The sequence below is a fragment of the Sulfuricurvum sp. IAE1 genome (genome assembly GCF_004347735.1).
Taxonomy (GTDB): domain Bacteria; phylum Campylobacterota; class Campylobacteria; order Campylobacterales; family Sulfurimonadaceae; genus Sulfuricurvum.
Map to the genome: position 1 here is coordinate 152011 of NZ_SLTI01000007.1, position 12473 is coordinate 164483.

The window sequence follows — 12473 nt, forward strand, 5'->3', positions numbered from 1 at the left end:
AAGTCGCCCTTTTTACCTCAGAGCTGGTACTTCTTCTCGAGAGCTTCTTCCAGATCCCAGACACCCATCCCCTTAAGCCGTTCGACGACCTCCGGGGTACACTCGACGTCGCCTGGCCATTCGCGTTCAAAGCCGTCCGCGGCGGTTTTGGCCGTTCCGTCCAGTGCCACGACGACATTGCCGCGATAGAGATCGCGCATCGCGTCAAGGTTGTTGCTTACCCGCCAGATCAGCATGTACGGATTGTAAAGGTCGTTTTTGGCTTCATCGACGAAAACGACGATCCGCAGATAGCGCTCCAGCGTCTCAAGCGACGCGAAACGCTCACGGATGGAACGCTCCCCTTTTCGGACGCTGACCACCGTTACGGGATTTGCCGTATGGCGCATATACTGCGCGACGTTGAGTGTTTCGGGAATCAACGCGGCGATTTTTTCAAGCAATGCGGCCGTTTCGATCGATTCGGGCTGCTGCGGCGCAAGCGACGCGGTAAGGTCGATTCCCAGTTTTCCGCCGATCAGGGCTTCGGGACTGGAATGATCCAGCGCATCGGTGATCCCTTCGGAGAGGAAAAGGCATTTGGGCTGGAAGCGGTTGAGCGCATACGTTGCCAGCGCTTCGTAATTGGAGAGTTTGGGTGCGTCTTCTCCGAAAAAGAGGGCATGCTTGACGAAACTCATCTGGCCCGATCCCCAGAAAATGTGCATGAACTGTTTCGCGTGCCCTTTGTAGAGGGTTTTCATTTTGGCGAGGATCAGGTTATGGAAGACCCCGTTTTCGGGCATGTGGTAATCGATCAGATCGGCCGCATTCGTTTTAAGCAGCGGCAGGAAGATCCGCTCGGTCGCCCATCCCATGTATTTATCCTCGAGCGGCGGTTTTCCGACGACGGTCGCAAGATAATAGGGATCTTTACGGTGCGTGATCGCACTCACTTCCAAAACGGGATAATACTCCTGCAGCGTATAATAGCCGGTATGGTCACCGAAAGGTCCTTCGAGTTCCATTTTTTCGGGGTCCACCCATCCTTCGATGACAAAATCGACATCCTCGGGGATATAGAGAGGGGTGGTGATCGATTTGACCAGTTTGGGCGCCTCTTTTTTGATCAGACCGTAAAGGAGCAGTTCATTGACCCCATACGGCAGCGGCGCGGTCGCACACCAGGTATAGAGCGGATCCCCGCCGATCGCTACCGAGACGGGCATCTTTTTGCCCGCACGCTGATACTGGTCGAAAAAATGGGACGAGTCTTTGTGAATCTGCCAATGCATCCCCAGCCGGTGCTTGTCATAGACCTGAAGACGATACATCCCCAGGTTCACGACGTCGCCGTCGAGACTTTGGGTATAGACCTGCCCCATCGTAATGAACGGGCCGCCGTCTTCTGACCACGTGGTCAGAACCGGGATATCGTGTAAAGAAGCATCTTCCCCCTCTTTGACGATCTCCTGGCAGCTTCCCCGTTTGGGAAGTTTTTTCGGGAAAATGTCTTTCATCGAGAACAGGTCGCCGAGCATTCCGATTTTTTCCTTGAAACTCTGCGGCGGCTTCATGTGAAGCAGTTTCTCGATCTCTTCGGCTACCCCTTCGATCTCCCGCCCGAACAGCAGTTCGGTTCGACGGAACGACCCGAACAGGTTCATCACTACAGGGACATCGAACCGTTTTCCGCTTTTGCGGTCGATCGGGTGGGTGAACAGCAGCGCTTTGCCCCCGTCTTCTTTTTTTACTTCGGCATACGCCAGGTGTGGAATTTCGAGATAGATGTCCAAAGGCTCACTGATGATGCGCAGTTCACCCTGCGACTGGAACAGATCGATCGTCTTTTGAAGGGTCATTGCGCGGCCCCGTTTGCCATCGCTTCGGCACGTTGCAGCAGCTCCATCGCACCCTGCGAAATAAGACGCTTCGCCATCGCTTCGCCCACGCCGTCCGTCTGATCGCGGGAGACGACGATCTCATCCCCCATCGTTTCGCTCGCATCGGGCATTCCCAACGTCGAACGGACCACTACCTTTCCGTCTTCGCCTACGCGCGCGCTCACCCCGATGGGAACCTGGCATCCCCCCTGAAGGGTATCGACGAATCCGCGTTCGATGGAGGTTTCGATACGGCTGTTTTCATCATCGAGAAAACGGGCGATTTCGAGTACCCACGGCTCGTTGACCGTTTCGATGCCCAATGCCCCCTGCCCCATTGCCGGAAGCATTTCATCCAGCGGGATCGGGTAGAAATACGTCACCGCGTCACGGAGCCCGAGACGGTTGATCCCGGCGGCCGCGAGGATAATCGCGTCGAACTCTCCCTCTTTGAGTTTGCGGATGCGGGTATCGACGTTTCCGCGAAGGTCTTTGATCACGAGATCGGGCCGCTGAAGCGCTAGCTGCATCCGACGCCGGAGTGAAGAGGTCCCGACAACGGCGCCTTGGGGCAACGACGAAATATCGGGATATTTTTCGCTGAGCATCGCGTCACGAACGTCTTCACGCGTCGTGATCGCCGAAAGGAGCAACCCCTCGGGCATCACCGTCGGAACGTCTTTGAGCGAATGAACGGCCATCTGCGCCTCTCCGCGAAGCATCGACTCTTCGATCTCTTTGAGGAACAGCCCTTTCCCGCCGATTTTGGCGAGCGGAACATCAAGAATCTTATCACCGGAAGTGATGATGATTTTCAGTTCGACCGAAACTTCGGGAAAATTGGTCTCGATGAGCGATTTGATGTGGTTGGACTGCCACAGGGCCAGTTTGCTTCCGCGGGTTGCGATGGTCAGTTTTTTCATCGATTATTTAACCTTTACGTCTTTGTATTTCATTTTTTTGGGATCTTTTTCGCCGTTAAAAAAGACCGTCGGGGTTCCCGAGACGATCATCTCATCGGCTACTTTGCGGTCGAATTCGAACTGTTTGAGGACGGAAGGGCGACGGATATCGGCCGGCGTCACTTTTGCCCCGGTCGCTTTGTTGAACGCATCGAGTATCTTCTGTTCGTTTTTCTCGTTGGCATCGATATCGACGGTGTAGAGTTTCATCACCGCATTACCCATCCCCTCTTCTTCGGCCGCGATCGCGGCTTTGGTGAGGGTCACCGCCGCGGGGTGAAGCCCCGCAAGCGGGAGATGGTAGTAATAAACGGCGAACGTTTTGGGATACTTGGCCATGTACGAGATGGCTTCGGGAACGTAACGGCGGCAGAACGGACACAGCGGATCGGAAAAAATCGCCACTTTATGCGTCGCGTTGGCATCCCCGCTGATACGGTTGGCTTTCGTGTAATACGAAGCGTTGAAATCGGGGGTGATCGTATCATTGTAGCGAACCCCTGTTTTCAAATTGACCAGTTCGGGGGCGATCACGTCTCCGCTGACGAAGTAGATACCGTTTTGGTTGATCCGGCGTTTTTCGTTCCCCTGCTTGACGTCCGCACCGATACTGACGAAATACGCCTGCCATCCGCTCATGGACGGAACCGGCTTTTTGCCGTTGATCTCGATGTTCAGATTGCTGATGGCGGGATTGTTTCCGATCCCTTTTTTCAAAAACGAAACCACTTCGGCATCACTTGCCGCAAACAGGCTAGCGGAGAGAAGGAGTATCGTCGATAATTTCGGCATCAATGACATATTCATCCTTTTGTGTTGGGGTTGGCGATTCGTATTTTCGCCCAAAACGGTTAACAAGAAACGAACCGATCACGGAAAGCTGCAGCGCAATCCCTGCCAAATCGCTCAGAAAACCCGGGACGATCAGCAGAAATGCCCCCGCAAGACCCATGAGGTTGCGGTTCGCGAATCCCTGAACGTCGATCCGGCGGGTTTGGAGCGCATGCAGGTTTTCCGCCAGGGTATGACGGAAGTTGAGGAGAATGAAAATCCCCAGAAAAGCGCTCCCGACGATTTCGAGAAACGTGGCGATTCCGCCGATCCGCGACGCGATCTCGACGGTGACGATCACCTCGGCGAAGAGGTAGATCAGAAAATAGATCATCCCCGCAGTTCCTCAAGCGTTTGAAGCACTTTGTCGGCGTCGACGGTGAGCATTTCGCGGGTGGCGCGAACCATGATCTGCACCGAACCGTTATCGAGTTCTTTCCCCACGATGACGGTGAACGGAAAACCGATCAGTTCGGCATCGGACATCTTGAACCCGAAGCGCTCTTTCCGGTCGTCGAGAATCGTTTCTATCCCTTTGGCCTGGAGCTCGCCGTAGAGTTTTTCGGCGTAGGAGAGATGCGCCTCCTCTTTGACGTTTGAAACCATGACGTTGACGAGGTAAGGAGCGGTTGCCGGAGTCCAGATACATCCGCGCTCGTCGTGGTGTTGTTCGATGACGGCTGCGACGAGACGGCTGACGCCCATCCCGTAGGTTCCCATGATAAAGGGCTGCGACCGACCGTTTTCGTCCAGGAACTCAGCCTTCAACGGCGCGGAATACACGGTTCCGAGCTTGAAGATATGCCCCACTTCGATCCCTTTGGTATGGAGAATCTTCCCTCCGCAGTGAGGGCATCCGTCTCCCTCCTGAACGCTGGCCAGATCAGCAAAATGGGCTTCGCCCATCACGCTCAGATCGACGCCCACGAAATGATAGTCCGCTTCGTTCGCTCCGCAGATCATGGCTGTTGCATTACGGGTGTCGTTGTCCATCACGATACGGATTTTATCCTGATCCAGCGGTCCGATGAATCCGGGAACAAGACCGATGGAGCGGAGTTCGTCTTCGCCGGCATCGACAAGATCGATGGCCCCCACGCTGTTGCGTGCTTTGACTTCCTGAAGTTCGTCACATCCGCGAAGGAAGAAACAGACCAGCTCGCTCCCTTCGGTGTAAACAGCACGCTGCACGACCGCTTTGAGCGTATAGTAAGGATCGACTTTGAAAAAGTTTGAAAGATCCCCGATCGATTTGACACCCGGTGTTTTAAACCGCATGAAATCGGCTTGAGGCGCTTCAGGGATGACCGAACGCGGTGCACGGCGGGCCGCTTCGACGTTCGCACCGTATTCGCAGGTATCGCACACGGCGAGGGTGTCTTCGCCGCTTTGGGCGAGAACCATCAGTTCTTTCGAGCCGGTCCCGCCGATCGCCCCGCTGTCGGCCTCGACGATGCGAAACGTCAACCCAAGCCGCTCCAGCACCCGTTTGTACGCCGCTTCCATCGCATCGAATTCACGGTCGAGGTCCTCGGTCGTCGCATGAAAGCTGTAACCGTCTTTCATCACGAATTCGCGCGCGCGCATCAGGCCGAAACGGGGACGCGCTTCGTCGCGGAATTTCGTTTTGATCTGGTAGACGTTCAGTGGAAGCTGTTTGTAACTCGTGACGCGGTTACGGACGATATTGACCATCATCTCCTCGTGCGTCGGCCCCAGGACGAAAAGGTTCTCTTTCCGGTCGCGGAAACGGAGAAGCTCTTTGCCGAATTTTTCGATACGGCCGCTCTCTTCCCACAGCTCGGCGGGGGTCACGAAACTCAGGTCGACTTCCAACGCGCCGCATGCGGCCATCTCTTCGTTGATGATGTTTTCGATCTTACGCAACACCCGCTTGCCCAGCGGCAGAAAGTTGTACAGACCGCTCGCGACCTGCGCTATAAAACCGGCGCGGGAGAGATAGATGTGGCTCGGGAGCTGGGCGTCTTTGGGAGACTCTTTGGTAGTGGGGATATAGGCTTTGCTAAAACGCATCATTTTCCTTTCGTATGATAGGTACAGGCTTTTTGGGAGAGGTCGGATCCGTCCTCGCTGTCGAGTAAAAAATTCATCGCTTCAATCAGCGCATCCACTTTGAGAGGATCCGATCCGTCGCGCATCCGTTCGGCGAAGGGGTGCAAAAACCGCTTCAGCGTCTGGATGGCCGCTTTGCGGACGGCATATTCGTATTCTTCGGGGATATAGCCGTTACGGATAACGCGGAACGCCTCCTCATCGGCCGCTTCTTCGGCACGAAGATAAAGGGTCTTGATCAGCGGTTCGATCGAGAGGGTTTTAAGCCATTCGAAAAACTGCACGACATGCCGGCGGACGATCACATAGGAGACTTTCGCCTCGTCTTCGCGCAGGGCAATGTTTTCACTCACGATCTCCTGCAAATCATCGACGTAATAAAGCGATATTCCCCATTTCGCCCCATCGCAATCGATATCGCGCGGGACGGCCATGTCGAACCAGTACCGCTTAAACGGCGTCTGGGAAATCATCTCCTCGGTGATGATGGGATGGATCGACCCTGTCGACGTAAAGAGCAGCTCGTAATCGTTGATGGCGTAAGCAATCTCTTCGAACGACCGGACCCGGGCGTCGCATTCGCGCGCGATCTCTTCGGCTTTCTCGAAGGTGCGGTTCATCATCGTCACCTCCGCACCCTGAGCGCTCAGGTGCTTGCATGTGATGACCGACATCTCCCCTGAGCCGATGACAAGGGCTTTTTTCCCCTCAAGGCTACCGACACTTTCTTTAGCTTTGGATACCGCCACGCTCGCCACCGAAACCGGTTTGGAGGAGATATTGGTTGCGTTTCGGACCTCTGCGGCGCATTTGAACGCAAATCCCATTGCCCGCGAAATTTTCTGAGCCGAATAGCCGTTTTCCTGCGAAAGGCGGAACGCGTCTTTGAGCTGCCCCGCGATCTGAGTCTCACCCACAACCATCGAATCGAGCGAACTGGCAACGCTGAAAAGGTGGTGGATGCACCCTTCGTCATCGAAAATATCGCCCCGCTCGTGCAACTCTTCGTGTCCGATCCCCGAACGCTTCGAAAGAAGAGCGAAAATCGCTTCGGTCGCCGCTTCGGTATCGTTGCAGCTGCAAAAAATTTCGACCCGGTTGCAGGTGGAGAGGAGCATCGACTCGCCGATGGCGCTACAGCGTCTCAGCGCCGCCAGGGCTTCGAGCTGTTCGGATTCGTTTACAAATGCCAACTTTTCGCGGATGGCAAGCGTCGAGTTGCGGTGTGAAAAGCTGACGATGAGATAGTGCATCAGTTACTTCTTTTCAAAACGGATTCGATGATGGCGTGGAGAGGAAGATCATTCCCTACCGCCGCAGTCGCTTCGTCGCAAAGGGAGCGCGCGAAGGCGTATGAACGCTCGATCACCCCGTGTTCATCCATTCGCGAACGGATCCACTTTTTCTCCGCCTCGTCGATCGGACGGGCATGGGAATTCCGGAGCCTTTCACGACCCGGAACGTCTAGCGCATCGTACAGATCGATGTAGGGAAGCGTCGTTTTCCCCTCTACAAAATCGTTCAATGAGGGCTTACCGAGCGTCGCTTCGTCGGCAGTGATATCGAGGATGTCATCGACGATCTGAAACGCCAGACCGAGATTTTTTCCGTACGTTGCGTACGACTGTGCATCCTTGCCTGCCAGAAGAGCGGCCGAAAAGGCGGCGGCTTCGATCAACGTCGCCGTTTTGAGATAGAGCATTTTAAGATACTGTTCCCGATCGGTATTGAACGTTTCGGCCATCTCGACATCCATCATCTCCCCGATCGAGAGACGGGTGACCGATTCGGCAACGGCACGGGAAATGGCGGGGTCAAAAGCCGTAAGAGAGCTGAACGCTTTGGAGTAGAGGATATCGCCGAGCATAATGGCGACTTTGCTGCCGTGGGTCGCATTCACCGAAGGGACGCCGCGCCGGAGCATCGCTTCGTCGATTACGTCGTCGTGCAGGAGGCTGGCCGCATGGATCAGTTCGACGATGGCCCCTAGAAGAGGCGCTTCAGGGGCTTCGGGAGCGATCGTGAGGATCAGCCGCGCGCGGAGCCGTTTTCCCCCCGAAAGCTTTGCAAAAAGCTCCGCCGCTTTGGGATAATCGACCTCTTCGACGAGTTTGGCAATGAGTGTTTCTACCTTTTCTTGCATCCTCTTTATCACTTCTCCGTTAAATACTCGAGCATGATCCGCTGCTCTTTGTCGAACAACAGCAGGTCAAGCTGCGCGGTTTTCGCCCCTTCGTCGAATTTTTTGAATACGACGACAATGTAGGGAACGTCTTTTTCGCTCTTTTTCGCCGGAAGCAGCCGCTTTCGAAAACTTTGGTTAGTATGTGACGCGTACAAAACATGCTGTCCCACAAACCGATCAAAATTTTCGTGCACGACGAGCCCTTTATCGGCATACAGCGTCCATCGAAAAGAGAGAAGACGTTCGAGCCCTTCGCTTTTTACCAGCACCTTCACGGTACGGTCCTTCGGCAAAACAAAGCTTTTCGATTCCCTCCACGGAGCCGCCTGAAGCATCGCCGCCGTCATCGCTAAAACGAAAAAAAGCTTTTTCATCCGACATCCTGACCGTTTCGGACCCAACTTGATCCAAACATTAGGATCGCGATTATACCACCACAATTCTTAGTTGATGCGATAGAGAATCGTTCGCTCAAAAATCAAAACTGGGTATCGAGGATTTCGTTTTTGTATTTGAGGGCTTCCACTTTGGCCTTGATCAGGCGGTTCTCTTCCATCAGGGCATCGTGTTCATGCGTCAGGGTCGAAATTTCACGGCTTTTGAAATAGATCTGCGTATTGATGAAAATTTTCGGAAAAACGACGATCAAAACCAGAAAAACCCCGACAAAAACGTTGCGTAAAAAGACCGGCCCCATCGACTCATCAGGGGCGATAATCTCTCTCGTTTCTTCTAGGATATCGTGTTTGTCGTTCATCGTCGAATCTCGAATACGCGAAGTTTCGCACTCCGGCTGCGCGGGTTGGAACGCAATTCGTCCTCCTGCGCACTCAGCGGCTTTTTGGTGAGGGTCTTGCCGATCGCATGGTTGTTGCCGCAGGTACAGCGCATCGCTTCGGCTGGGCAGATACAGTTTTTCGACCATTTCGCGAAGCGGTTTTTGACGATTCTGTCTTCGAGGGAATGAAACGTTATGATCGCCACCCTCATTTGCTTGACGTCCGATTGTTCAACCGCATCCAGCAGCCTCTCGAGTTCCCCGAGTTCGTCGTTTACCTCGATCCGGATCGCCTGCATCACCAGCGTGGAGGGGTGTATTTTTTTCCCCTTGGGCATCAGATGGAAAATGGCACCGGAAAGTTCTTTGGCCGAATAGAAAGGTCGACGCTGTACGATCGTTTCGGCAACGCGGCGGGCATTGGTCACTTCGCCGTATTCGCGCAGGATCGTCTCCAATTCGCTTTGCCCATAGGTATTGACCACGTCCGCCGCACTCAGCGCCGCATCGGGATTCATCCGCATGTCGAGCGTGTCGCTTTCGTACGAGAAGCCCCGCTCGCGCCGGTCAAGCTGAAGAGACGACACCCCGATGTCGGCCAGTATGCCGCAGATCGCATCCCCTTTTTCGGCGATGGCCTCACGTGCAACGTCGGAAAAACGCCCCTGTCGGATTTCGGCCCGTTTGCCGAACGGTTCAAGTCTGCGCGAAGAAAACGCAATCGCCTCCGGGTCCTGGTCGATCCCGATCAGCGAAACGTCAGGATAGTGTTCGAGCAGCATCGACGAATGCCCGGCATACCCCATCGTGCAGTCGATGACGATCCCGTCGGTACACGGCGAAAACGCTTCGATCACTTCGCGGTACAAAACGGGAATATGGGGGGCTTCCTGCACTGGGGTTCCTTGCATGTTTTTATCGCCCTATACTATCCTAAGCTCACTAACATAACGTTTAAAATCGCGCATCACCCGTGTCAGCGTCTTCTCTTTTCTCCATATCAGACGAAATTCCCTCTCGAACCGATGGCCGATGATCCGGGCCTCGAACATCTTTTTCGAATCCAGCTCTTCGGCAACGCTGAGTCTGGGAAGGCACGAGAGGGCTTCTTTGTCGTGCATCAGGTAGCGCTTGATCGCTTCGTTGTGCTGGAATTCCATATCGATTTGCAGTTCCTTGTCGACCGGGGCAATCTGCGAAAGGAAGATTTCGCGCGTCCCCGAACCCCGCTCGCGCAGGATCCAGCGTCTGGCAACCAGTTCGTCGATGAAATACTCCCGCTCTGCCAACGACGGATCGCTTCCGATGACGACGAGTTCGTCGCTCATGAGCCGCAGGGATTCCATGTCGTTTTCATCGAATTTGCCTTCGACGAATCCCAGATCGCATCCCCCGTTGCGGACCATTTCGATCACCTCGGTACTGTTGGCGGTTTTGAGCGATACCTTGACCGTCTCATTCCCGGAACGGTAATCCCCGATCCATTCGGGCAAAAGATAGTTGCTGATCGTTACGCTGGCGGCGAGGTAGAGATGTCCGCCCATCGAATCGGCCTGAAAGGTTTCGAACAATCGGTGCGATTTGTCGACGATTCGGGCCGCATGTTCGTAAAAATAACGTCCCCGTTCATTAAGAACCAGCCGTTTGCCGATCCTCTCGAACAGCTCTTCGCCGCAATCTTTCTCCAGCTCCCGTACCGCCATCGAAACGGCCGAAGGACTCATGGAGAGGGTTTCGGCGACGTCGATAACGCGGGACGAGGCGGCCAGGGCCGTAAAAATTTCAAGTTGACGCAGCGTAAACATCTTTTCACCCCTCATTTGTGCACTATTATATGCTAAAATCCTTTTCATGGACAAACAAAACGTAAAACGTCAGCTCGCCGCATTCGCCCTGTCGATGTTCCGGAAAGATTTTTTCGGAATCTATCACGGTTCGCTCTCGGCCAAACTCGATACCAATCTTTTCACGATCAATACGAAAAACGCCATTTTCGATTCGATCGGCGAAAACAGCCTCATCGATCTTTTTTACAATAAAGATTACCGTTGGAAGGAGGCAAGCATCGACGCCTCGATCCACCACGGGATTTACCGTCAGATATCGGACGCCAAATTCATCACCTTTACGATGCCCCCCTTTACGACCGCCTTTTCGTTGAACCACAGCATCATCATCCCCAACGACTATTTCGGCTTCAAGGAATTTGGCAAAATCGCCATCTACGACCCGAAAAAATTCGACGACTGGTACGAACGGGCGGTGAGTGAAATCCCTCAGTATTTCCAGCAGAACAACACCTCGATCATGGTCATCCGCGGATACGGCGTCTACGCTTTCAGCCGCGACATCCACTCGATGGTGCGCCAGCTCTCGATCCTCGAACGCAGCTGCCGGATCCTGATGCTCGATCACTCCCAGGCACGTTTAGACATCGACTGAAATCGCCGCGACCGCACTCTCGATCGCATCGAATACCCGCACCAGTTCATCAGGGGTTATCACGTAGGGCGTCATCACGTACACGACGCTCCCCAGCGGACGGATAAGCACCCCTTTTTCCATGCACCGCCGGTGGATTTCGAGTCCGATCCGCGCTTTGGGATCGAACCCGTCAAGCTCGATGGCGGCGATCATCCCGCACTGGCGTGTCTCCTTGACCTTTTCATAACGTTCAAACCGTTTAAGTTCCCGTTCGATCACCCCGATGAGGCGGCGGTTCGATTCAATAACACGTTCCGATTCGAACAGGTCCAAAGTCGCGTTGGCAGCGGCGCAGGCAAGAGCGTTTCCGGTATAACTGTGTGAGTGGAGAAACGATTTTGCAGGGTTGTAATCACAGTAAAACGCACCGTACACTTCTTCGGTCGTTAGAACCGCAGAAAGAGGAAGATACCCCCCGGTAAGCCCCTTGGATAAAGCCATAAAATCAGGTGAAATCCCGGCTTGTTCGCAGGCAAACAACGTCCCCGTACGACCGAATCCGACGGCGATTTCATCGGCGATAAAATGGATGCCGTATTCTTCGCACAACCGCTTGGCTTCGCTGAGAAAACGGGGATGGTACATTCTCATTCCTCCCGCGCACTGCACCAGCGGTTCCACGATCAGCGCCGATATCTCTTTGCCCCGTTCCCTCAAAAGTCTTCCGAATGCTTCCGAGGCTTCGAGCGCCGCTTCAAGGCTCTGATCCCGGGGCGAAGGGGTAACCAGTGAACGGATCAAAAGCGGTTCATAGGTCTCTTTGTAAAGCGAAACGTCCCCAACCGCGAGGGCTCCGAGCGTTTCGCCGTGATAACTCTCCGACAAAGAGACGAAGAGAGGGCGTTCCTCCCCACGGTTACGATGAAAATGGTAGCTCATCTTGAGCGCCACTTCGATGGCGCTCGAACCGTTGTCGGCATAAAAACAGCGCGTTAGCCCCTCGGGTGAAAGGGCGACGAGCCGTTCGGAGAGGCGCACGACCCCCTCGTGGGTAAATCCTGCAAGAATGACGTGTTCGAGGGTTTCGAGCTGTTCTTTGATTTTGCCGTTGATGTAGGGGTTCGAATGACCGAAAAGATTGACCCACCAGCTGCTGATCGCATCGATGAAGCGATGCCCTTCAAAATCTTCGAGCCAGACCCCTTCACCGCGTGAAATCGGCGTCATCGGAAGAGTCTCGTGATCCTTCATCTGTGTGCACGGATGCCACACAACGTTCAAATCGCGCCGCGCCATCTCCGAATTGTTCATGAAAACCTCCCTTTTTTGGGTTATAATGTGATAACACGCGTTAGCCA

13 protein-coding genes are annotated in these 12473 nt (G+C 54.3%); 1 reads left to right on the forward strand and 12 read right to left on the reverse strand.

Going from position 1 to position 12473, the window contains the following annotated elements:
- Positions 1-17 precede the first annotated feature (17 nt).
- The 11 genes from E0765_RS01315 to E0765_RS01365 all read right to left on the reverse strand — a co-directional run bounded on the left by E0765_RS01315 (position 18) and on the right by E0765_RS01365 (position 10496).
- Positions 18-1841, reverse strand: coding sequence for a menaquinone biosynthesis decarboxylase (locus tag E0765_RS01315; RefSeq protein ID WP_132811414.1), 1824 nt, complete (start codon positions 1839-1841; stop codon positions 18-20).
- Positions 1838-2785: a hydroxymethylbilane synthase gene (gene hemC, locus E0765_RS01320; RefSeq protein ID WP_132811415.1), complete on the reverse strand. Its 948-nt coding sequence runs from the start codon at positions 2783-2785 to the stop codon at positions 1838-1840. Before hemC ends, E0765_RS01315 begins: the two co-directional genes overlap by 4 nt.
- Positions 2786-2788: 3 nt before the next feature.
- Positions 2789-3625, reverse strand: a complete 837-nt coding sequence (locus E0765_RS01325) for a DsbA family protein (RefSeq protein ID WP_165921617.1) — start codon at positions 3623-3625, stop codon at positions 2789-2791.
- On the reverse strand, positions 3579-3989 hold the full coding sequence (locus tag E0765_RS01330; protein ID WP_132811417.1) for an FxsA family protein: 411 nt from the start codon (positions 3987-3989) through the stop codon (positions 3579-3581). Before E0765_RS01330 ends, E0765_RS01325 begins: the two co-directional genes overlap by 47 nt.
- Positions 3986-5689, reverse strand: a complete 1704-nt coding sequence (locus E0765_RS01335) for a proline--tRNA ligase (protein WP_132811655.1) — start codon at positions 5687-5689, stop codon at positions 3986-3988. The genes E0765_RS01330 and E0765_RS01335 overlap by 4 nt, the downstream gene beginning before the upstream one ends.
- Positions 5689-6981, reverse strand: coding sequence for a glutamyl-tRNA reductase (gene hemA, locus E0765_RS01340; RefSeq protein ID WP_132811418.1), 1293 nt, complete (start codon positions 6979-6981; stop codon positions 5689-5691). Before hemA ends, E0765_RS01335 begins: the two co-directional genes overlap by 1 nt.
- Positions 6981-7871 carry a polyprenyl synthetase family protein gene (locus tag E0765_RS01345; protein WP_132811419.1) on the reverse strand — a complete coding sequence of 297 codons (891 nt, stop codon included), beginning with the start codon at positions 7869-7871 and terminating at the stop codon, positions 6981-6983. Before E0765_RS01345 ends, hemA begins: the two co-directional genes overlap by 1 nt.
- Positions 7872-7879: 8 nt before the next feature.
- A complete protein-coding gene (locus E0765_RS01350; RefSeq protein WP_132811420.1) occupies positions 7880-8287 on the reverse strand; it encodes a hypothetical protein in 408 nt (135 codons plus the stop codon).
- Between the two features lie 104 nt (positions 8288-8391).
- Positions 8392-8670, reverse strand: coding sequence for a hypothetical protein (locus tag E0765_RS01355; protein WP_132811421.1), 279 nt, complete (start codon positions 8668-8670; stop codon positions 8392-8394).
- Positions 8667-9587: a 16S rRNA (cytosine(1402)-N(4))-methyltransferase RsmH gene (rsmH, locus tag E0765_RS01360; protein WP_132811422.1), complete on the reverse strand. Its 921-nt coding sequence runs from the start codon at positions 9585-9587 to the stop codon at positions 8667-8669. The genes E0765_RS01355 and rsmH overlap by 4 nt, the downstream gene beginning before the upstream one ends.
- Before the next feature lie 27 nt (positions 9588-9614).
- The gene (locus tag E0765_RS01365) at positions 9615-10496 is read right to left on the reverse strand and encodes a LysR substrate-binding domain-containing protein (RefSeq protein ID WP_165921618.1); all 882 of its coding nucleotides are present in this window, start codon (positions 10494-10496) and stop codon (positions 9615-9617) included.
- Between the two features lie 46 nt (positions 10497-10542).
- On the opposite strand from E0765_RS01365, the gene E0765_RS01370 reads away from it, so the two are divergent.
- The gene (locus tag E0765_RS01370; RefSeq protein WP_132811424.1) at positions 10543-11133 is read left to right on the forward strand and encodes a class II aldolase and adducin N-terminal domain-containing protein; all 591 of its coding nucleotides are present in this window, start codon (positions 10543-10545) and stop codon (positions 11131-11133) included.
- Here the strand turns inward: E0765_RS01370 and E0765_RS01375 are convergent.
- Positions 11119-12426 (reverse strand): adenosylmethionine--8-amino-7-oxononanoate transaminase, encoded by a 1308-nt coding sequence (locus tag E0765_RS01375; protein ID WP_132811425.1) that lies wholly within the window; start codon positions 12424-12426, stop codon positions 11119-11121. The two genes, E0765_RS01370 and E0765_RS01375, sit on opposite strands and share 15 nt — an antisense overlap.
- Positions 12427-12473: the final 47 nt, after the last annotated feature.